This window comes from Hydrogenophilus hirschii, from assembly GCF_054656675.1.
Window position 1 is genome coordinate 392,007 of record NZ_BAAHXQ010000001.1, and the last position, 20,876, is coordinate 412,882.

Genomic DNA, 20,876 nt, shown 5'->3' on the forward strand with positions numbered 1-20,876 from the left:
ATGAACGTCGAAAAGTATACGTTTGATGCCGTGATCGTCGGCGCGGGTGGCGCGGGGCTTCGTGCGGCGTTGCAACTCGCTGAAGCGGGGTTGCGCACCGCGGTGCTGACCAAAGTCTTTCCCACACGGTCCCATACGGTTGCCGCGCAAGGGGGGGTTGCGGCGTCGCTCGGCAACTCGACCCCCGACCACTGGCATTGGCACATGTACGATACCGTGAAGGGGTCCGACTGGCTCGGCGACCAGGATGCGATCGAGTTCATGTGCCGTAAGGCGAACGAAGTGGTGATCGAACTCGAGCACTACGGGATGCCGTTCGACCGCACCGACGAAGGGAAGATCTACCAGCGGCCGTTCGGTGGCCATTCGATGAATTACGGCGAAGCGCCGGTGATGCGCTCCTGCGCTGCGGCGGACCGCACTGGTCACGCGATGTTGCACGCGCTCTATCAGCGCAACGTGCGCGCGCGTACCCAGTTCTTCGTCGAATGGATGGCGCTCGATCTCATCCGTGACCAGGATGGCGATGTGCTTGGCGTCACCGCGATGGAGATGGAGACCGGCAAAGTCGCGATCTTCCACGCGAAAGCGACCATTTTCGCGACCGGCGGCGCGGGACGGATCTACTACTCTTCGACCAACGCGTTCATCAACACGGGTGACGGGTTGGGCATGGCCGCGCGTGCGGGAATTCCGCTCGAAGACATGGAATTCTGGCAGTTCCACCCCACTGGTGTCGCGGGTGCAGGCGTGCTCATCACCGAAGGGGTGCGGGGGGAAGGTGGCATTCTGCGCAACTGTAACGGCGAGCGCTTCATGGAGCGCTACGCGCCGAACCTCAAGGATCTGGCGAGTCGCGACGTCGTTTCGCGTGCGATGGTGACCGAGATCAACGAAGGGCGTGGCTGCGGTCCGAACAAAGACTACGTGCTCTTGGACATCACCCACCTGCCGCCGGAAACGATCATGAAACGGTTGCCGGGGATTCGCGAAATCGCGATTCAGTTCGCGGGGGTCGACCCGATCAACGAACCGATCCCGGTGGTGCCGACCGTGCACTACCAGATGGGGGGTATTCCCACCAACTACAAGGGGCAAGTGGTGGTGCCCAAAGGGGACGATCCCGAAGTGCCGGTCGTCGGCTTTTATGCTGCAGGAGAATGCGCGTGTGCCTCGGTTCACGGCGCGAACCGGCTTGGGACCAACTCGCTCCTGGACCTCTTGGTCTTCGGCAAAGCGTCGGGTGAGACCGTGATCGAAGACATCCAAAGCGGCAACCTGCGTCTGAAGCCGTTGCCGAAAGATGCGGCCGATCTGTCGCTTGCGCGGATCAATCGCCTCAACACCGCAACGAGCGGCGAGCCGGTGGCCGACGTGTTGCTCGACATGCAGCGGGCGATGCAAAAGCATGCAGGCGTTTTCCGCTTCGCGAATCTCCTCAAGGAGGGGGTCGAACGCATCCTGCAGGTCGAGGAACGGGTCAAGCACACCTTCATCAACGACAAGTCGATGGTGTGGAACACCGCGCGCATCGAGGCGCTCGAGCTCGAAAATATGATCGAGGTCGCGAAAGCGACGATGGTCTCGGCCGAGGCGCGCAAAGAGTCGCGTGGCGCGCATGTGCGCGACGACTGCCCCGATACGCCGGAGTTTCCGAACGGCCGCAACGACAAAGAGTGGCTCAAGCACACGCTGTGGTATCGCGAAGGGAATCGTTTGACTTACAAACCGGTGCATCTCAAGCCGTTGCACCCCGATACCCAGCCGATTGCGCTCGCGAAACGCACCTACTGATTGCGAAGGAGCCTTAGCCATGACCAACCGTGTGGTCCATTTCCGCATCTATCGCTACGACCCGGACAAGGACGAAAAACCGTACATGCAGGACATCTCGGTCGAAATCGAACCGACCGACAAAAAACTCCTGCAAGCGCTGGTGAAAGTGAAAGCCAAAGACGATTCGCTGGCGTTTCGGCGCTCCTGCCGCGAAGGGGTCTGCGGGTCGGACGCGATGAACATCAATGGCAAGAATGGCTTGGCGTGTCTCACGGACCTCGATTCGCTCGAACAGCCGATCGTCCTGCGTCCGCTGCCTGGTTTGCCGGTGATCCGCGACCTCATCGTCGACATGACGCAGTTCTTCAAGCAGTATCACTCGATTACACCGTACCTCATCAACAACGATCCGCCACCCGAGCGCGAACGGTTGCAGTCGCCGCAGGATCGCGAAGAGTTGAACGGCTTGTACGAGTGCATCCTCTGCGCTTGTTGTTCGACTTCGTGCCCGTCGTTCTGGTGGAACCCGGACAAATTCGTCGGGCCGGCAGGGTTACTCGCGGCATACCGCTTCATCGCCGATACCCGCGACCAGGCAACCAACGAGCGGCTGGACAATTTGAACGATCCGTATCGGTTGTTCCGCTGCCACACGATCATGAACTGTGTCGATGTCTGTCCGAAACACCTCAATCCGACGAAGGCGATCGGCAAGATCAAAGACCTGATGGTCTCGCGGATGGTGTGAGGTGCCGGCGATGGAGAAAGGGCGAATTCGATGGCGGTGCCGCAGGGCGTTGCTCGAGCTCGACCTCGTTTTTCGCCCCTTTCTTGCCGAAGGCTTCGACCAGCTGAGCGATGCCGAGTTGGCGGCGCTGGACGAAATGCTCGCGCTCGAAGACCACGACCTCTGGCCGATGGTCCATGGCACCAAACCCGCGCCGCGTAGCGATTGGCAAGCGCTGATCGCGAAGATTCAGGCGGCACATCGTCGCCAAACGCAGGAGCTCCTGGGGACACCAGGGGGTGAGACAAACGCATAAAGGAGTGAAGTATCATGACGCAACAACGCACCGCAACGGTGACCATCGACGGTAAAAGCTACGAGTTCCCGATCATGACCCCGACCTACGGGAACGAAGTGATCGACATCCGTAAGCTCGGGTCCGAAGCGAAAGTGTTCACCTATGACCCGGGGTTCCTCTCGACCGCGAGCTGTCGCTCGACCATCACCTATATCGACGGAGAAAAGGGTGAGTTGCTCTACCGCGGTTACCCGATCGAACAGTTGGCCGAACAGTGCTCGTTCCTGGAAGTCGCCTATCTCCTGAAGAAAGGGGAGCTGCCGAAGGCTGACGAACTCGCGAAATTCGAGCGCGACGTGATGCAGCACACGATGCTGCACGACCAGATGAACCACTTCTTCCGAGGCTTTCGGCGCGACGCCCACCCGATGGCCGTGATGGTCGGTGTCGTGGGGGCGCTTTCGGCGTTCTATCACGACGTGATGGACTTCTCCGATCAAGAGCACCGCGATCTTTCGTTCATCCGCCTGATCGCGAAAATGCCGACGATCGTTGCGATGGCCTACAAATACAACATTGGCCATCCCTTCATGTACCCGCGCAACGACCTCGGCTATACCGCGAACTTCCTCCACATGATGTTCGGCACGCCGTGCGAGCGGTACGAGCCGAATCCGGTGTTGGTGCGCGCGATGGACGTGATTTTCACGCTGCACGCCGACCACGAGCAGAACGCATCGACCTCGACGGTGCGCCTTGCGGGCTCCTCCGGCGCGAACCCCTTTGCGTGTATCTCGGCAGGGATCGCCTGCCTGTGGGGGCCGGCGCATGGCGGGGCGAACGAAGCGTGCTTGCGCATGCTCGAAGAGATCGGCGACGTCTCGCGCGTCGGCGAATACATCAAACGTGCGAAAGACAAGAACGATCCGTTCAAGCTCATGGGCTTCGGGCACCGCGTCTACAAGAACTACGATCCGCGCGCGAAGCTGATGCGCAAGATCTGCCACGAAGTCTTGGGCGAACTGGGGCTCGAAAACGACCGGCTCTTCAAATTGGCGATGGCGCTCGAGAAAATCGCGCTCGAGGACGAATACTTCGTCGAGAAGAAACTCTACCCCAACGTCGACTTCTACTCCGGCATCGTCCAGCGTGCGATCGGTATCCCCACTTCGATGTTTACCTGCATCTTCGCGCTCGCGCGTGCGGTGGGTTGGTATGTGCAGTGGGAAGAGATGATCACCGACCCCGAATACAAGATCGGACGTCCGCGGCAGCTCTACGTCGGTTCGCCGCGCCGCGACGTCGTTCCGATGAGTGAGCGGTGATGCCAGACGAACCCAGGAGAAGAACGCCGTTTGACGGTTGACGACAAGGCGCCGCCCGCTGGGGGGCGCCTTGTGCCTTTTGTGTAACCAGGGAAGTGACGCAACGAGAGAGACCTGCCATGTATCGTGATTTTTTGGCGAACTCCGCCCTTTTTGGCAGCAACGCCCCGTTCGTGGAAGCGCTCTACGAACATTTCCTCGCCGACCCGATGTCGGTTCCGGAAGCGTGGCGCGCCTATTTCGAACAGATTCGTGCCCAAGGGCCGCAAATCGACGAGCGGCCCCATTCGCCGATCGTCGCCGCGTTCGAGCAGCTCGGGCGGATGGGCCCGGTCCGCTTCGTCAAAACGGGCTCGGATGATGGGCAGTACCAGGTGGCGACGCTGCAGCTCATCAACGCCCACCGCTTCATGGGGCACCGCATCGCCGATCTCGACCCGCTGAAGCGCTTCGAAAAACCGGCGGTTGCCGAGCTCGAACCTTCGACCTATGGCTTTACCGAAGCAGACCTCAACCGCGAATTCAACGTCGGTTCGTTCCAGGGGTTGGGGAAACAGACCGGGACGCTGCGTGAGATCCTCGACGCGCTGCGGCAGACCTACTGCAGCACCATCGGCGTCGAATATATGTACCTCACCAGCACCGCGGAAAAGCGGTGGCTGCAGGCGCGTATGGAGCCGATCCGCAACCGGCCGAAGTTCGACGCCGACCAGAAGAAGCGGATCTTGGAGCGGTTGACCGCGGCAGAGACCTTGGAGCGTTACCTCCACACCCGTTATGTCGGTCAGAAACGGTTTTCCCTCGAAGGGGGCGAATCGGCGATCGTCGCGCTCGACGAAGCCATTCGTACTGCCGGGCGGAACGGGGCGCAAGAGATCGTGATCGGGATGGCCCACCGGGGGCGACTCAACGTACTCGTCAATGTGCTCGGGAAGTCGCCGAAAATGCTCTTCGACGAGTTCGAAGGGAAGAAGGCCTCCGACCTCTCATCGGGTGACGTCAAATACCACATGGGTTTTTCGAGCGACGTCTTGACCCCGGGTGGTCCGGTCCATCTCTCGTTGGCGTTCAACCCGTCGCACCTCGAAATCGTGAACCCTGTGGTCTTGGGGTCGGTCTATGCGCGGCAAGTGCGGCGTGGCACTCCGAGTGCGAAAGACGAAGTGTTGCCGATCCTCATCCATGGAGACGCTGCGGTTGCGGGGCAAGGGGTCAACCAAGAGGTGCTCAACTTCTCGCAAACGCGGGGTTATGGGGTCGGCGGCACGGTCCATATCGTGATCAACAACCAGATCGGGTTTACCACCTCGGACCCACGCGATTTGCGATCGACCACCTACTGCACCGACGTCTTCAAGATGGTCGAAGCGCCGATCTTCCACGTCAATGGCGACGACCCGGAAGCGGTCGCGTTCGTCACGCAACTCGCGCTCGAATTTCGCAAGGAGTTCAAGAAAGATGTCGTGATCGACATCGTCTGCTTCCGGAAACTCGGTCACAACGAGCAGGATGAACCGGCGGTGACGCAACCGCTGATGTACCGCAAGGTACGGCAGCATCCGGGTACACGCGCACGCTATGCCGAAAAACTGGTGCAAGAGGGGGTGATCCCGCAAGACGAACCCGACGCGTTCATCGCCCGCTATCGCGACGCACTCGATCGTGGTGAATTGTTGTACAACCCGGTGGTCAATAACGTCGTGCGCAAACACGCGGTCGATTGGACGCCGTTCCTAGGCCAGCCCTATACCGACGAGTGCGACACCGCAATCCCCGTTTCCGAAGTCGAACGTCTTGCGGAACGACTGACGGCCATTCCTGAAGGGTTTGCACTCCACCCGCGGGTGCAGAAGATCATCGAAGACCGCAAAGCCATGGGGCGCGGCGAAATTCCGGCCGACTGGGGGTTTGGGGAAAACCTGGCGTATGCGTCGCTCGTCGCGCAAGGATTTGGCATTCGCCTCTCCGGGGAAGACGTGGGGCGCGGCACCTTCTTTCACCGTCATGCGGTGTTGCACGACCAGAACCGCGAGCGCTGGGATGCCGGCACCTACGTGCCGCTGCAAAACATCCAAGAGGGGCAAGGGCCGTTTTATGTGTTCGACTCCACCCTCTCGGAAGAAGGGACGCTCGGTTTCGATTACGGCTATTCGCTCACCGAACCGAACCAACTGACGATCTGGGAAGCACAGTTCGGGGATTTCGCCAACGGCGCGCAGGTCGTGATCGACCAGTTCATCTCTTCGGCCGAATCGAAGTGGGGACGACTGAGCGGCATCACCCTGTTGTTGCCACACGGCTACGAAGGGCAGGGGCCGGAGCACTCCTCGGCGCGCATCGAGCGCTACCTCCAGCTTTCGGCCGAGCTCAACTGGCAGGTGTGCCAACCCACCACCGCAGCGCAAATCTTCCATCTGCTGCGTCGGCAGATGCTGCGCCGGCTCCGCAAACCGTTGGTCGTTTTCACGCCGAAGTCGCTATTGCGCTTGAAAGAAGCGGCGTCGCCGCGTGAGGCCTTCACCCAAGGGGGCTTTCAGACGGTGATCGGCGAGGTCGAAGACCTCAATCCGAAGAAGGTGAAACGGGTACTCTTCTGTTCGGGTAAGGTCTATTACGAACTCGCCGCGTATCGCCGAGAGAAAGGGATCGAGGACGTCGCGATCATTCGGCTCGAGCAGTTCTATCCCTTCCCGGCGAAAGCGCTCGAGGCGGCGCTCGCGCCCTTTACCCAGTTGAAAGAGTACGTCTGGGTGCAAGAGGAGCCCCGCAACCAGGGCGCATGGTACTGGCTGCTGTCGCGTCAGCATCTCGACAACATGCTTGGGAAAGGCAAGCGGCTGCTCCTCGTGGCACGGCCGGCTTCGTCGTCGCCCGCGGTCGGGTACCTCGCCAAACACGTCCAGCAACAGAAAGCCCTCATCGAAAACGCCTTTGGACCCATCGACGCCTAATAAAAGAGGAGAGTCACCATGTTGATCGAAGTGAAAGTTCCGCAATTGTCCGAATCGGTTTCCGAAGCCTCCCTCGTCACCTGGCACAAGAAGGAGGGGGAAGCGGTCAAGCGCGACGAAAACCTGGTCGATATCGAAACCGACAAAGTGGTGCTCGAAACGCCAGCTCCTGCTGATGGCGTGCTGGTGCGCATCATCAAAAAAGATGGTGAGGCGGTGACCTCGGGTGAGGTGATTGCCGAAATCGACACCGAAGCACAAGCAGCAGCCACGACGAACGCTGCTTCGGCTGAGCCCGCAGCAGCACCCGCTGCGGCGCCTGCTCCATCAGCACCGGCGGCCGAGCCTGCGGCAGCTGCGCCTGCTGCCGCTGCGCCTGCTGCCGCGGGTGTTGCCAGTCCCGCCGGGCGCAAGATCCTCGAAGAGAAGGGGCTCTCGGCGACCGACGTGACCGGAACGGGCCGTGGGGGGCGTGTCACCAAAGAGGACGCGCTTCAAGCAGCGCCGAAGGCAGCAGCGGCGGCGCCTGTAGCGGCGCCGGTCGCGGCGATGCCGGCGGGCGAGCGTCCTGAGCAGCGGGTTCCGATGACCAAAATCCGCAAGCGGATCGCGGAGCGCTTGCTGCAGTCGAAGCAAGAGACCGCGATGCTCACCACCTTCAACGAAGTGAACATGTTGCCGGTGATCGAACTGCGCAAGAAGTACGGTGAGCAGTTCGAGAAAGAGTACGGCGTGCGGCTGGGTTTCATGAGCTTCTTCGTGAAAGCGGCGTGCGCAGCGCTCAAAAAATTCCCGATCCTCAACGCGTCGGTCGACGGCGACGACATCATCTACCACGGTTATATCGACATCGGTATCGCGGTGGGGTCGCCACGCGGATTGGTCGTGCCGATTCTCCGTGACGCGGATCAAATGAGTTTTGCCGAAATCGAAAAGAAAATCGCCGAATTCGGGCAACGGGCGAAAGATGGACGGCTCACCGTGGAAGAGCTCACCGGCGGTACCTTCTCGATCTCCAACGGGGGGGTTTTCGGTTCGATGCTCTCGACGCCGATCATCAACCCGCCGCAGTCGGCGATCCTGGGGATTCACGCCACCAAGGATCGCCCGGTGGTCGAGAACGGCCAGATCGTGATTCGCCCGATCAACTACTTGGCGCTTTCGTACGACCACCGCATCATCGACGGGCGCGAAGCCGTACTCGGGCTCAGAACCATCAAAGAGGCGCTGGAAGATCCAGCACGCCTCCTTCTCAACCTCTAAAAGCCAGCGGGGCCAACACCAAGACAGGGAGTGAACAACAATGAGCCAACCATCAGAGCAGTATGACGTGCTTGTGATCGGCGGTGGGCCAGGCGGTTACGTGGCCGCGATTCGTGCGGCGCAGCTCGGCTTCAAGACCGCGTGCTGTGAGTCGAACCCGTACGACGACCCGAAAGGGGAACCGCGCCTTGGGGGGACGTGCCTCAACGTCGGTTGCATTCCGTCGAAGGCGCTCCTACACACCTCGCATCTTTTTGAACTCGCGGCGCACGACTTCAGCGCCCAAGGGATCGAGGTCGGCGCGCCCAAGATCGACGTTCCGAAGATGATCGCACGTAAAGACGCGATCGTCACGCAACTCACTCAAGGAATCAAAGGGCTTTTTCGCAAGAACAAGGTGACGCTGCTCCCTGGCCACGGTCGATTCGTTGGCCGTGAAGGCGACACATGGCGCGTCGCGGTGGGCGAAAAAACCGTCGCGGCAACCCACGTGATCGTCGCAACAGGATCGAAAGCGCGCCATCTGCCCAATATCCCCGTGGATAACCAGGTGATTTGCGACAACGTTGGGGCGCTGAAGCTCCAAGCCGTGCCGAAGAAGCTTGCGATCATCGGTGCGGGTGTGATCGGTCTCGAGATGGGGTCGGTGTGGCGGCGCCTCGGCTCGGAGGTGACGATCCTCGAAGCGGCACCGCAATTTCTTACCGCCGCCGACCCAGAGATCGCGAAAGAGGCGCAGAAATTGCTCACCAAGCAGGGGCTCTCGTTCGCGTTCGGCGTCACGATCGACGGCGCCGAAGTCGAAGGGGACGGCGTGGTGATCCGCTATCGCTCTGCCGACGGTGCAGAACAGCGGCTCGCAGCCGATCGGCTGATCGTCTCGGTGGGACGGGTTCCGAACACCGACGGGCTCGACGCCGACAAAGTGGGTTTGACGGTCAATGAACGGGGACAGATCGTCGTCGATGACCATTGCCGTACCAATTTGCCCAACGTCTGGGCGATCGGGGACGTCGTCCGTGGGCCGATGCTCGCCCACAAGGCGATGGAAGAAGGGGTGATGGTCGCGGAGCGGATCGCTGGGCAGGCGGGTCACGTCAATTACGACGCGATTCCTTGGGTGATCTACACCGAACCCGAAATCGCCTGGGTCGGGAAGACCGAAACGGAACTCAAAGCGGCGGGCGTCGACTACCGCGCTGGGAAAATTCCCTTCTTGGCGAACGGCCGCGCGCTGGGTATGGGGGCCGGATATGGGTTCGTCAAGATGCTCGCCGACGCCAAAACCGACCGCATCTTGGGGGTGCATATCATCGGCCCGAATGCCTCCGAACTGATCGCCGAAGCGGTGGTCGCGCTCGAGTTTGCCGCAGCAGCCGAAGATCTGGCGCGGATCTGCCATGCCCACCCGACCCTCTCCGAGGTGGTGCATGAAGCGGCGCTTGCCGTCGACAAGCGACCGCTCCACTTCTAAATGGAGATGCCAACCGTTCAACCCCGCACCGCGACCGGTGCGGGGGCAGGGCCGCTTCTTGCCGCGTACGACGCGGCGATCGCTACCCGCGGCTACCAACCAGACCCAGCGCAGAAAGCAGCGCTTCAACGGTTACAGCAATTGGCCGACGCGTTGCTTGCGCGCTCGGCGCAAGACGACGATCGGGTAGCATCCGGGCAGCAAACGCCGGGTGGCGCAGCGGCGCCTGCGTCTGGAATCAAGCGGCTCTTAGGCAAACTCTTCGGGCGTAGCGGGGCGGCGGAGTCCCTTGCGCCCGCCCCGGTGGCAGCGAACCAAACCCCCAAGAGCGTCTATCTCTGGGGTGGCGTCGGACGCGGCAAAAGTTTCCTGATGGACCTCTTCTTTGCCAATGTCCCCTTTGCGCGCAAGCGTCGGGTCCATTTCCACGCCTTCATGCAAGAGACGCATGAACGGCTGAAACGGCACAAAAAGCAACCCGATCCGTTGCGTCTGGTCGCGGCAGAAATCCTCGAGACGGCGCAGTTGCTCTGTTTCGACGAATTTCACGTCAGTGACATCGCCGACGCGATGATCCTTGGGCGGCTCCTCGATGCGCTCTGGGCGCAGGGCGCCGTGCTCGTGATGACCAGCAATTACCACCCAGACGGGCTCTATCCCAATGGTCTGATGCGGGTCAATTTCCTCCCGACGATCGAGCGCATCAAAGCGATGTGCGACGTGATCGAGGTCGATAGCGGGACCGACTACCGGTTGCGGACGCTCGAGAACGTCGATCTCTATCTGACGCCGCTGACGCCGGAAAACGACGCGAAACTCGCTGCCGACTTCCAAGCGTTGACCGGAGTATTGCCGCAACCCGGAACGATCACTCTGTTCGAGCGGACGATCCCCACGCGCGGCAATGCCGCAGGGGTGATCTGGTTCGATTTTGCCGCGCTCTGTGACGGGCCGCGCGGACAAGCCGACTATCTCGCGATTGCCAACGAGTACCATACGGTGATCCTCTCGAACGTTCCGGCGATGTCCCCGGCGCAGGCCGAAGCGGCGCGCCGCTTTACGTGGCTCATCGACGTTCTGTACGACCACCGAGTGAAATTGATCGTCTCCGCGGCGGTCGACCCGTACGACCTCTATCCGGAAGGGCGAAACGCGAACGAGTTCGCGCGCACCGTCTCGCGCCTCTTGGAGATGCGTACCCGAGCGTACCTCGAAGCGGCGCACGCCAGCGACTGATCGCGCAGGGTCTCTTCTGGCACAATACCGGGCATGGTGCCGGAAAAAGCCCTGCCGGAAATCGATTCGCCCACCACAGGCGCGCAAGCACCTGCCTCGGACGACTGGGGCGCTGCAGTGCGCGAACTTTTTGCACCCTTGGGGCGTCTCGCGCAAAAACTGCCTGATTTCACCCCACGCACGGCACAACAAGAGATGGCGGTGGCGGTCGCGCACGCGATCGCCACACGCGCCATCCTGGTTGCCGAAGCGGGCACCGGTACCGGCAAGACCTTCGCCTATTTGGCCCCGGCTCTCCTTTCCGGCAGGCGAACCTTGGTGTCGACGGGTACCCGTACTTTGCAAGATCAGCTCTTTCACCGTGACCTGCCGCGGCTCACCGCGGCGCTCGGCGTACCTGTCAAACGCGCCCTCCTCAAAGGGCGCAATAACTATGTCTGTTGGTTTCATCTCGAGCGCAATCTCGAAGAAGGGCGCTTCCTAGAGCCGGAAACCGGTGGCTGGTTGCGCGAAATCCGCCGCTTTGCGCGGCACAGCCAAAGCGGGGACAAGAGCGAATGTGCTACGGTGCCCGAAAATGCGCTGGCTTGGTCCTACGCCACCTCGACGCGCGACAACTGCGTCGGCAGCGAATGCCCCCATTTCGACGACTGCTTCGTCTTCCGCGCACGCCGCGAAGCGCTCGATGCCGAATTGGTCGTCGTCAACCACCACCTCTTTTTCTCCGATCAGCAGATCAAAGAGGAGGGTGTTGCCGGGCTTTTGCCAGCGTGTGACGTGGTGATCTTCGACGAAGCGCACCAGCTTCCCGACCTGCTCCCCCATTACTACGGCGAGTCGGTGTCGACCTTCGAAGCATTGCGTCTCGCCCACGATGCGCGCGTTGAGTTGTCGACGCTGGGCGGTGATTTCCGTGACGGCGTGGCGGTGGTCGACCGCTTCGAAAAGACGACCCGGGACGTGCGTTTGGCGTTGCCACTCACTGGGACGCTGCGAGGGACGATCGCCGATCTGCCACAGAGCGCCCCTTTCGTCGCAGCGCTCGTCACTTGGCAAGCGGCGGCGTCGGCGGTGCATCAGGCGCTTGCGGCGGTTGCCGAACGCACCGAACTGTTGGCGAAGCTCGCGGAGAAGGCCAAACGGTTAGCCCGCGCGCTCGACACCTGGCAACAGGCCGCACCGACAGGAAACGGTGAAGAGGTGTTCTGGTTCGACGCCAGCGCGCACTATCTGACGCTCAACCGCACACCTCTTACTGCAACCGAAGCGGTGCGGGATCTGATCGCCGCGTCGCCCGCGGCGTGGATCTTCACCTCGGCTACCCTCACCGTCGGGGGGCGGTTCGACCAATTCCGGCATCAGATGGGGCTTACCCGCATCACCGAAAAACCGAGCACGGCGGCGCGGTGGGAAAGCCCGTTCGACTACCGAAGGCAGGCGCTCTTGATCGTTCCCGACGCGATTCCCGAACCGAACGCAGCCGGGCATCGCGAAGCGGTCGCTCAGGTGGCGCGGCGGCTTGCCACCGCTGCGAACGGACGGACGCTCGTGTTGTGCACGGCGCTTGCCGCGATGCGCGCGGTGGCCGAAACGCTGCGCACCCAGGGCGGGACCGACGACGCACCGTTCGTGGTGCTCACCCAAGGAGACGCCCCCAAAGAGACGCTGCTCGCGCGCTTTACCACGACGCCACGCGCTGTGCTCGTCGCCAGCCACAGTTTTTGGGAAGGGGTCGATGTCGTGGGCGAAGCGCTCTCGGTGGTGGTGATCGACCGCTTGCCGTTCGCACCGCCCAACGAGCCGCTCCTAGCGGCCCAGATTGCGCGGATGAAACGCGCGGGCAGTGACCCCTTTCTCACCATCCAAGTGCCGCGCGCCGCGACGCTCTTGCAGCAGGGAGCGGGGCGGTTGGTCCGCAGCGAACGGGACCATGGCGTACTTTGCATTTGTGATGTGCGTCTGGCAACCCGTGGTTATGGCAAGGTTCTGTGGTCGAGCCTGCCCCCGTTCCGCCGCAGTCGCTCGCTCGCGGTCGCGGAAAATTTCTTGCGCACCCTGTTCCCGGAGCCGCGTGAAACGGCGGCACCAAGCGGCGTTCACTCCGACGGCGCGCCCTGAGCGCCTTCCCGCTGCCTCCTTTTTCCGCTATCCTTATCGCTTCATGAATTCGGATGAGGGGAATGCGCGTCATCGGTATCGCCGGCTGGTCCGGATCAGGAAAAACGACCTTGATCGAACGCATGATCCCGGTGTGGTGCGCCCAGGGGTTGCGCGTCGCGACGATCAAACATGCGCACCACGGCTTCGACCTCGATACCCCAGGGAAGGACTCGTGGCGTCACCGCGAAGCCGGAGCCAGCAAAGTGTTGATGCTTTCCGACGCGCGTTGGGTTTTGATGAGCGAATTGCGCGGCGCGCCGGAGCCCCCCTTCGCCGAGCAGCTGCGGTTGCTGGCGCCGTGCGATCTCGTCGTCGTCGAAGGCTTCAAACGGGCGCCGATCCCGAAAGTAGAAGTGTACCGCCCGGAAGTGGGCAAACCGCCGATCTGGCCAGAAGAGCCGATGATCCGTGCCGTGGCGACCCCGGGTGGCGAGCAAGCACGGTCGGCGCTTCCTGAGGAGTGCCCGTTGCCCTTGCTCGATCTGGACCACCCAGAAGCCGTTGCCGAAGCGGCGCTCGAATTGGCCTACAGTGCCGAGCAATGGGAAGAAGAGGAGATCGAGAACAACCATGAGTGACTTGATGCCGTTTGAGGCGGCTCGCGCCCAACTGTTGGCTGCAGTCCGACCGGTTTCCGAATACGAAGTCGTCGCGCTTGCGGCAGCGCGCAATCGCGTTTTGGCCGAGCCGATCCATTCGCCGATCGCGATTCCCGAGCGTGATACCTCGGCGATGGATGGTTATGCGGTACGCGCGGCCGATGTTGCCGAACCGGGCGTGACGCTCCCGGTGACGCAGCGCATCCCGGCCGGTTCCGTTGGTGTGCCGTTGCAGCCGGGTACCGCGGCACGCATTTTCACCGGTGCGCCGCTTCCCGAAGGCGCCGACGCGGTGGTGATGCAGGAGATGACCGAAGCGCACGGTGACCACGTGACCTTCCACCACGCGCCCCGACCAGGGGAAGCGGTGCGGCGCGCCGGGAGCGAAGTGGCGCGTGGCGCGCGGGTACTGGAAGTGGGAACCCGCTTGCGGCCGCAAGAGATCGCGATGGCGGCAAGTGTGGGCTGTGCGCACCTGCCGGTCTTTCGCCGGGTCAAGGTTGCGCTCTTGGCAACCGGGGACGAGTTGGTCGCTCCGGGTGAACCGTTGCCGCCAGGAGGCGTCTACAACTCCAACCGCTATCAAGTGATTGCGCTTCTTGAAGCACTGGGTTGCCTGGTCACCGATTTGGGGGCGATTCCCGACACGCTCGAAGCCACTTGTGACGCATTGGCGCGTGCTGCCGAAGACGCCGACCTCATCCTATCCACTGGGGGCGTTTCGGTGGGAGAAGCGGACCACGTGAAACCCGCGGTCGAACGACTGGGGCGGCTGGACCTGTGGCGACTGCGGATCAAACCGGGGAAGCCGCTGGCGTTCGGTCACGTCGGCGCGACCCATTTCGTCGGCTTGCCCGGTAACCCCGTTTCGAGTTTCGTCACCTTTTTGCTGTTGGTCCGGCCGCTGCTGCTCCGACTCATGGGGGTCGATGACGTCTTACCGCACGTGATCGAAGTGCCGGCAGCATTCGCGTGGACGCGCCCGGACAAACGGCGGGAGTTCCTGCGCGCCCGGTTGAATGCGGATGGCGCCGCTGAAATCTTCCCCGATCAGGGTTCGGCAACGATCGCCTCGCTCGTCTGGGCGCAGGGGTTGGTCGAAGTGCCCGAAGGGACGCCGATCGCTCCGGGTGACCGCGTGCGCTTTTGGCCGATGAGTGAATTATTGGCGTAAGGAGCATCCCATGGCGCTTTCCATCAAATACTTTGCGCGCGTGCGCGACGCGCTGGGAACGAGCGGGGAAACACTCGCTTGGAACGCAACGTGGCAAACCGTCGACGATCTGCGTCAAGCGCTGTGCGCACGGGGTGGGGCGTGGGCCGAGACGTTGAGCCGCGAGGAGATCCACTGCGCGCGCAATCAGCAGATCGCCGCGTGGAACGACCCGATCGCCGATGGCGACGAGATCGCTTTCTTCCCCCCTGTGACGGGAGGCTGAGCGATGGCCAAGGACGCAGTGACGATCCGCGTTCAAAGCGAAGATTTCGACCCGGGGGTCGAAACGCAGCGCCTTCACGAAGCCGACCCGACCGTGGGCGCTGTCGCCACCTTTCTGGGGCTCGTGCGGGCGCACCCGCAAGAGGATGGCGCGGTGACGACGATGACGCTGGAACACTACCCAGGTATGACCGAAAAGGCGCTCGCGGCGATCGTCGACGAGGCGCGGCGCCGTTGGCCGCTTACCGCGGTGACGGTGATTCACCGCGTCGGGCCGCTGGCGGTGGGGGACCGCATCGTCTTCGTCGGCTGCGCCAGTAGCCACCGCGCCGCCGCGTTTGCTGCGTGTGAATTTCTGATGGATTATCTGAAAACCCGCGCGCCCTTCTGGAAAAAGGAGACGACTGCGTCGGGCGAAACGCGCTGGGTCGAAGCGCGCGCAAGCGACGAAGAACGCGCCTTGCGCTGGTAAGCGCAGTGTCAGCGACCGCTCACGCTCTGCGGCGGTGTTGCGCTCGAGCGGTGTTTCTTTTTCAGCCGCGGAGCGTTTTTGCAACCGCGGCGCGTCCTCCTTATTGCTGGGGCTTTTCGGACTGACCGATCCCTGCCATTTTTTGCCACATTTCTGTGGTCATCCGTGTGGCTTCTTGCATCGCTTCGAGCGTCTTGCTGGGGTCGGGCCAGAGCGGCTGGCCAGCCTGGGTATTACCCCACGGAAAGGGCGGGACAACACCTTTCTGTTCTGCACTTCCCTGTTGCCACCACTGCTGCCACAGCACGTTGCTCGTCTCAAGCGTCCGAGCGAAGAACCGATTCATCTCCGCTTGGCTCTTCACGGTGAGCTGCGCCACTTCGTTCATCGCCGCGATCACCTGTTGGGTGACGCGCTGCGCGAACGCTTGTTGCTGCTGCTGTTGCGCCGAAGGGTCACTGGTATCCGCGAGCGCTTGCGACGCACGGATGCTCTCTTCGAATAGCGTTCGCGCCAACTCGTTTTGCAGCGCAACCAGCCGCTGCGTTTGAGCCATCGCGCTTTGCGTCAGGGCCAGCCATTCGTTCATCATCGCCACCCACGGTTCGTTCGCCGGACTGGGTTTCGCGCTGGTTTTTTTGCTCATGATCATCCCTCCCGTTGATGGTCGCGCCATTGCCGTTCAGTATAGCGAGCACCCACGGAATAAACAAATCGCCCTTGAAATCGATTTTTTTGCCCCCACACTGTGAGATAGCTCTATTTCCGAACGAAAGGGAACGAACGATGCGTTTCGACAAACTCACCACCAAATTCCAGCAAGCGCTCCAAGAGGCGCAAAGTATCGCGGTAGGGAACGACAACCAGTTCATCGAACCGCAGCACCTCCTGTTGGCGCTGATCGACCAAGAAGATGGTTCCACGCGGTCGCTCCTGCAACGGGCCGGCGTCAATGTTCCCGGTCTGCGCGCCGCGTTGCAAAAAGCGATCCAAGCGCTTCCCCAAGTCACCGGTACGGGGGGGGAAGTGCAGATCGGACGCGATCTGGCGAACCTGTTGAACCTCACCGATCGCGAGGCGCAAAAGTGGGGTGACCCGTTCATCGCGAGCGAAATGTTCCTCCTTGCCCTCACCGAAGACAAGGGCGAAACGGGGCGGCTCGCCAAAGAGTACGGGCTTACCCGGAGCGCGCTCGAAGCGGCGATCCAACAGGTACGAGGCGGACAAAAAGTCGACAATCCTGAGGCCGAAGCGCAGCGCGAAGCACTCAGCAAATACACCATCGATCTTACCGAACGCGCGCGCCAAGGCAAGCTCGACCCGGTGATCGGCCGGGACGACGAAATTCGCCGTACCATTCAGATTTTGCAGCGCCGTACCAAGAACAACCCGGTGCTGATCGGCGAGCCCGGGGTAGGGAAGACCGCGATCGTCGAGGGGCTTGCGCAGCGGATCGTCAATGGCGAGGTTCCGGAGACGTTGCGCGACAAACGGGTCTTGGCGCTCGACATGGCGGCGCTGATTGCAGGCGCGAAATACCGTGGGGAATTCGAAGAGCGGCTGAAAGCGGTGCTCAAAGAGATCGCACAGGATGGCCGCGTGATCATCTTCATCGACGAGATCCACACGATGGTGGGTGCCGGCAAGGCCGAAGGGGCGATGGACGCCGGCAATATGTTGAAACCGGCGCTCGCGCGTGGTGAGCTCCACTGCATCGGGGCGACCACGCTCGACGAGTACCGCAAATACATCGAAAAGGACGCCGCGCTCGAACGGCGCTTCCAAAAAGTGCTCGTCGAAGAACCGACGGTGGAACAGACGATCGCGATCCTGCGCGGGTTGCAAGAGAAGTACGAAATCCATCACGGCGTCGAGATCACCGACCCGGCGATCGTCGCGGCAGCCGAGCTTTCGCACCGCTACATCACCGACCGCTTCTTGCCCGACAAGGCGATCGACCTGATCGACGAGGCAGCGGCGCGGATCAAAATGGAGATCGACTCGAAGCCCGAGGCGATGGATCGGCTCGAACGCCGCATCATCCAGCTCAAGATCGAGCGCGAAGCGGTGCGCAAAGAGAAAGACGAGGCAAGCCAGAAGCGGTTGAAGCTGATCGAAGAGGAGCTCGAAAAACTGCAGCGCGAGTACAGCGAACTCGAAGAGATCTGGAAGGCGGAAAAAGCGCGGATCGAAGGCACGAAGCATCTCAAGGAGCGGATCGATCAGTTGCGCGCGCAGATCGCCGATCTGCAGCGTAAAGGGCAATGGGACAAGGTTGCCGAACTGCAGTATGGTGAGCTGCCGAAGTTGGAAGCGCAGCTCAAGCAAGCGGAAGAGGCGGAGCAAAGCGGCGCCCCGTTCAAGCTCCTGCGCACGCAGGTGGGGGCGGAAGAGATCGCCGAAGTGGTTTCGCGCATGACCGGTATCCCGGTCTCGAAGATGATGCAGAGCGAACGCGAAAAACTCCTCAAAATGGAGGCGTATCTGCATCGTCGGGTCGTCGGTCAGGACGAAGCGGTGCGGCTCGTCTCCGACGCGATCCGCCGCTCGCGCGCCGGGTTGGGCGACGAAAACCGTCCCTATGGTTCGTTTCTCTTCCTGGGGCCGACCGGTGTCGGGAAGACCGAGCTGTGCAAGGCGCTTGCGGAATTCCTCTTCGATTCGGAGGATCATCTGATCCGGATCGACATGAGCGAGTTCATGGAGAAACACTCCGTGGCGCGGCTCATCGGCGCGCCGCCGGGGTACGTCGGTTACGAAGAAGGGGGGTACCTCACCGAGCAGGTGCGGCGCAAACCCTACAGTGTGATCCTGTTCGACGAAGTCGAAAAGGCCCACCCCGACGTCTTCAACGTCCTGTTGCAGGTGCTCGACGACGGCCGGATGACCGATGGGCAAGGGCGTACCGTCGACTTCAAGAACACCGTGATCGTGATGACGTCGAACCTGGGGAGTCAACGCATCCAACAGCTTGCGGACGAAGGGGACTACCAGGTACTGAAACTCGCGGTGATGGCCGAAGTGAAGAACTTCTTCCGCCCCGAGTTCATCAACCGCATCGACGAGGTGGTCGTGTTCCATCCGCTCAAAGACGAGCACATCGCCGGTATTGCGCGGATTCAGCTCGAGCGGTTGGAAAAACGGCTGGCGCGTCACGACATGGCGCTCAAGGTCACCGATGCGGCGCTCATGGAGATCGCCAAGGTCGGCTACGACCCGGTCTATGGCGCGCGGCCGCTCAAGCGGGCGATTCAAGAGCACATCGAAAACCCGCTGGCGAAGTACCTGCTCGAAGGACGATTCGGCCCGAAAGATACCATCGTGGTCGATGTGCGTGGTGGGCAGTTCGTGTTCGAAAAAGGCTGATCGCTGCGCGAACACTCTCCTTTCAGGGTGGTTGGGTTGGTAACGAAAGGCATCGAGCTGTGTTGAGATCCTGCACCTATGCGTGGGTACGGTTCCACCTGGTGTGGGCCGGTGCGCTCTTCTTTTGCCTTCTGGGCGTAGTGGGGACGCGCGCGGTGGCCCAACCGATCCAAGTCATCGACGACACCGGGCAGTCGGTGGCGGTCGCTACCCCGGCACAACGGATCGTGAGTCTGGCGCCACACGTCACGGAAAACCTCTTTGCCGCGGGGGTCGGCGACCGGGTCGTTGCGGCGGTCGACTATAGCGACACCCCGCCCGACGCGGCGCAGTTGCCGCGCGTAGGCGGGGTGTCGCGATTGGATCTCGAGCGGATTTTGGCGTTTCAACCCGATCTGGTCGTCGCATGGGCAAGCGGTAATCCCGCGGACGTCGTGGCGCGCATCGAAGCGCTCGGTATCCCGGTCTATCGCTCCCAGCCCAACCGGCTCGACGACATCGCCAAGACCCTGCGCAATCTCGCCTACCTCGCGGGTAATCCCGCTGCGGGTGAACGGGCCGCACAGGCATTCTTGGCGCGTCGTGACGCGTTGGCTGCGCGGTATGCGGGGCGTGCCCCAGTCCGGGTCTTTTACCAAATCTGGGATCGCCCGCTGCGCACGATTGGCGGGCAGCAGATCCTTACCGACGTGATGCGCCTCTGTGGTGGTGTGAACGTCTTCGGAGCGCTTGATGCGCTGGCGCCCACCGTTTCGGTCGAAGCCGTGCTCGCAGCGGACCCCGAGGTGATCGTCGCAAGCGGCATGGGGGAAGAACGCCCTGATTGGCTCGACGCGTGGCGCGCGTGGCCGCAACTCACCGCAGTTCGTGCGGACAATCTGGTTTTCATCCCCCCGGCACTCTTGCAACGTCCGACGCCGCGGCTACTCGATGGGGCGGAGCAGCTCTGTACGGCGCTCGAAGCGGCGCGCAGCCACCTAGCGGCGCTGCGTCACGAGGCCGCATCAGAAGGGATGAAATGACGCAGTGGCGGATTGCCGCACGCAACAAGCGAAAGGCCATAGAGCGCGCTCAACCGTTCCGCGGTCAAGAGGGTGGCGGCTTCGCCCACCTCGGTGTCGCCATCAAGGGAAAGCAGGATCGCATGGGTTGCGTAACGCACTGCCCAATTGAGGTCATGGAGCGCGGCGACCACCGTGGCCCCGGCGCGACAGCGTGCGGCAAAATGTTCGAGCACCTGGCGTTGGTGGCGCAGGTCGAGGTGATTGGTCGGCTCATCGACCAAATAGACGCGCGGTTGTTGTGCCAGTAGGGTTGCGATCGCAACGCGCTGTTTCTCACCTCCGGAAAGGGTATGCAAGCGGCGCGCTTCGAAACCGGCCAGATCGACCGCCGCGAGCGCCTCGCGGGCGATCGCAAGGTCTGCCGCCGTTTCCCAACCCCAGCGTCCCAGATAGGGATGACGACCGACGAGCACCGCTTCGAGCACCGTCGCATCGCCCGGGAAAAAAGGGGTCTGCGCAAGCCATCCGCGCCATTGCGCTTGCTCGCGGACAGACCATTGCGTCAAGGGGCGACCCGCAAGCGTGATCGTTCCGGCGGTAGCCCCACGCAATCCGGCCAACGTCGCCAACAAGGTCGATTTGCCAACGCCGTTGGGGCCGAGCACGACCCACCATTCACCCGCATGGACGGAGAGGGAGAGGCCACGGCACAACGTGCGTTGCCCCAGCGTGAGCGTGAGTGCGTCGGCGGTGAGGAGCGGTGGGGTGGGCATCGCGCGTTTTTCGT

General features: G+C 62.1%; 17 protein-coding genes. 15 read left to right on the top strand and 2 right to left on the bottom strand.

The window, feature by feature from the left end; genetic code table 11:
• The 13 genes from sdhA (at window position 1) to moaE (ending at window position 15,719) form a co-directional block, all read left to right on the top strand.
• The gene (gene sdhA / locus ACYQ4Z_RS02000) at window positions 1-1,794 is read left to right on the top strand and encodes a succinate dehydrogenase flavoprotein subunit (protein WP_459859896.1); all 1,794 of its coding nucleotides are present in this window, start codon (window positions 1-3) and stop codon (window positions 1,792-1,794) included.
• Between the two features lie 19 nt (window positions 1,795-1,813).
• Window positions 1,814-2,524, top strand: a complete 711-nt coding sequence (locus ACYQ4Z_RS02005; protein ID WP_119334653.1) for a succinate dehydrogenase iron-sulfur subunit — start codon at window positions 1,814-1,816, stop codon at window positions 2,522-2,524.
• A 10-nt stretch (window positions 2,525-2,534) separates the two neighbouring features.
• The gene (locus tag ACYQ4Z_RS02010) at window positions 2,535-2,819 is read left to right on the top strand and encodes an FAD assembly factor SdhE (RefSeq protein WP_119334654.1); all 285 of its coding nucleotides are present in this window, start codon (window positions 2,535-2,537) and stop codon (window positions 2,817-2,819) included.
• A 14-nt stretch (window positions 2,820-2,833) separates the two neighbouring features.
• On the top strand, window positions 2,834-4,126 hold the full coding sequence (gltA, locus tag ACYQ4Z_RS02015; protein ID WP_217125637.1) for a citrate synthase: 1,293 nt from the start codon (window positions 2,834-2,836) through the stop codon (window positions 4,124-4,126).
• A 119-nt stretch (window positions 4,127-4,245) separates the two neighbouring features.
• Complete coding sequence (locus ACYQ4Z_RS02020; protein WP_219973067.1) at window positions 4,246-7,077, top strand: 2-oxoglutarate dehydrogenase E1 component; 2,832 nt, start codon at window positions 4,246-4,248, stop codon at window positions 7,075-7,077.
• Between the two features lie 18 nt (window positions 7,078-7,095).
• Window positions 7,096-8,340 carry a 2-oxoglutarate dehydrogenase complex dihydrolipoyllysine-residue succinyltransferase gene (gene odhB / locus ACYQ4Z_RS02025; protein WP_459859898.1) on the top strand — a complete coding sequence of 415 codons (1,245 nt, stop codon included), beginning with the start codon at window positions 7,096-7,098 and terminating at the stop codon, window positions 8,338-8,340.
• A gap of 40 nt (window positions 8,341-8,380) precedes the next feature.
• Window positions 8,381-9,814 carry a dihydrolipoyl dehydrogenase gene (gene lpdA, locus ACYQ4Z_RS02030; RefSeq protein WP_459859900.1) on the top strand — a complete coding sequence of 478 codons (1,434 nt, stop codon included), beginning with the start codon at window positions 8,381-8,383 and terminating at the stop codon, window positions 9,812-9,814.
• Between the two features lie 6 nt (window positions 9,815-9,820).
• A complete protein-coding gene (zapE, locus tag ACYQ4Z_RS02035) occupies window positions 9,821-11,050 on the top strand; it encodes a cell division protein ZapE (protein WP_459859902.1) in 1,230 nt (409 codons plus the stop codon).
• A gap of 33 nt (window positions 11,051-11,083) precedes the next feature.
• The gene (gene yoaA / locus ACYQ4Z_RS02040) at window positions 11,084-13,168 is read left to right on the top strand and encodes a DNA repair helicase YoaA (RefSeq protein ID WP_459859903.1); all 2,085 of its coding nucleotides are present in this window, start codon (window positions 11,084-11,086) and stop codon (window positions 13,166-13,168) included.
• A gap of 62 nt (window positions 13,169-13,230) precedes the next feature.
• The gene (mobB, locus tag ACYQ4Z_RS02045) at window positions 13,231-13,788 is read left to right on the top strand and encodes a molybdopterin-guanine dinucleotide biosynthesis protein B (RefSeq protein WP_219973073.1); all 558 of its coding nucleotides are present in this window, start codon (window positions 13,231-13,233) and stop codon (window positions 13,786-13,788) included.
• A complete protein-coding gene (locus ACYQ4Z_RS02050; protein WP_219973074.1) occupies window positions 13,781-14,983 on the top strand; it encodes a molybdopterin molybdotransferase MoeA in 1,203 nt (400 codons plus the stop codon). The genes mobB and ACYQ4Z_RS02050 overlap by 8 nt, the downstream gene beginning before the upstream one ends.
• A gap of 10 nt (window positions 14,984-14,993) precedes the next feature.
• Window positions 14,994-15,248 (top strand): molybdopterin converting factor subunit 1, encoded by a 255-nt coding sequence (gene moaD, locus ACYQ4Z_RS02055; RefSeq protein WP_119334663.1) that lies wholly within the window; start codon window positions 14,994-14,996, stop codon window positions 15,246-15,248.
• Between the two features lie 3 nt (window positions 15,249-15,251).
• Window positions 15,252-15,719 carry a molybdopterin synthase catalytic subunit MoaE gene (gene moaE, locus ACYQ4Z_RS02060; RefSeq protein WP_219973075.1) on the top strand — a complete coding sequence of 156 codons (468 nt, stop codon included), beginning with the start codon at window positions 15,252-15,254 and terminating at the stop codon, window positions 15,717-15,719.
• A 100-nt stretch (window positions 15,720-15,819) separates the two neighbouring features.
• Here moaE and ACYQ4Z_RS02065 read toward each other — a convergent pair whose 3' ends face one another.
• Window positions 15,820-16,365 (bottom strand): phasin family protein, encoded by a 546-nt coding sequence (locus ACYQ4Z_RS02065; RefSeq protein WP_219973076.1) that lies wholly within the window; start codon window positions 16,363-16,365, stop codon window positions 15,820-15,822.
• Window positions 16,366-16,505: 140 nt separating this feature from the next.
• Between ACYQ4Z_RS02065 and clpB the strand changes: the two genes are divergently transcribed.
• Complete coding sequence (clpB, locus tag ACYQ4Z_RS02070; RefSeq protein ID WP_459859904.1) at window positions 16,506-19,085, top strand: ATP-dependent chaperone ClpB; 2,580 nt, start codon at window positions 16,506-16,508, stop codon at window positions 19,083-19,085.
• A gap of 59 nt (window positions 19,086-19,144) precedes the next feature.
• A complete protein-coding gene (locus ACYQ4Z_RS02075; RefSeq protein ID WP_459859905.1) occupies window positions 19,145-20,107 on the top strand; it encodes a cobalamin-binding protein in 963 nt (320 codons plus the stop codon).
• Here ACYQ4Z_RS02075 and ACYQ4Z_RS02080 read toward each other — a convergent pair.
• Complete coding sequence (locus tag ACYQ4Z_RS02080; RefSeq protein WP_219973079.1) at window positions 20,077-20,862, bottom strand: ABC transporter ATP-binding protein; 786 nt, start codon at window positions 20,860-20,862, stop codon at window positions 20,077-20,079. The genes ACYQ4Z_RS02075 and ACYQ4Z_RS02080 overlap by 31 nt on opposite strands.
• Window positions 20,863-20,876 lie beyond the last annotated feature (14 nt).

Coding starts and splice junctions, on each gene's coding strand:
- sdhA (WP_459859896.1), top strand. CDS start 1: ATGAACGTCGAAAAGTATACGTTTGATGCCGTGATCGTCGGCGCGGGT.
- ACYQ4Z_RS02005 (WP_119334653.1), top strand. CDS start 1,814: ATGACCAACCGTGTGGTCCATTTCCGCATCTATCGCTACGACCCGGAC.
- ACYQ4Z_RS02010 (WP_119334654.1), top strand. CDS start 2,535: ATGGAGAAAGGGCGAATTCGATGGCGGTGCCGCAGGGCGTTGCTCGAG.
- gltA (WP_217125637.1), top strand. CDS start 2,834: ATGACGCAACAACGCACCGCAACGGTGACCATCGACGGTAAAAGCTAC.
- ACYQ4Z_RS02020 (WP_219973067.1), top strand. CDS start 4,246: ATGTATCGTGATTTTTTGGCGAACTCCGCCCTTTTTGGCAGCAACGCC.
- odhB (WP_459859898.1), top strand. CDS start 7,096: ATGTTGATCGAAGTGAAAGTTCCGCAATTGTCCGAATCGGTTTCCGAA.
- lpdA (WP_459859900.1), top strand. CDS start 8,381: ATGAGCCAACCATCAGAGCAGTATGACGTGCTTGTGATCGGCGGTGGG.
- zapE (WP_459859902.1), top strand. CDS start 9,821: ATGCCAACCGTTCAACCCCGCACCGCGACCGGTGCGGGGGCAGGGCCG.
- yoaA (WP_459859903.1), top strand. CDS start 11,084: ATGGTGCCGGAAAAAGCCCTGCCGGAAATCGATTCGCCCACCACAGGC.
- mobB (WP_219973073.1), top strand. CDS start 13,231: ATGCGCGTCATCGGTATCGCCGGCTGGTCCGGATCAGGAAAAACGACC.
- ACYQ4Z_RS02050 (WP_219973074.1), top strand. CDS start 13,781: ATGAGTGACTTGATGCCGTTTGAGGCGGCTCGCGCCCAACTGTTGGCT.
- moaD (WP_119334663.1), top strand. CDS start 14,994: ATGGCGCTTTCCATCAAATACTTTGCGCGCGTGCGCGACGCGCTGGGA.
- moaE (WP_219973075.1), top strand. CDS start 15,252: ATGGCCAAGGACGCAGTGACGATCCGCGTTCAAAGCGAAGATTTCGAC.
- ACYQ4Z_RS02065 (WP_219973076.1), bottom strand. CDS start 16,365: ATGAGCAAAAAAACCAGCGCGAAACCCAGTCCGGCGAACGAACCGTGG.
- clpB (WP_459859904.1), top strand. CDS start 16,506: ATGCGTTTCGACAAACTCACCACCAAATTCCAGCAAGCGCTCCAAGAG.
- ACYQ4Z_RS02080 (WP_219973079.1), bottom strand. CDS start 20,862: ATGCCCACCCCACCGCTCCTCACCGCCGACGCACTCACGCTCACGCTG.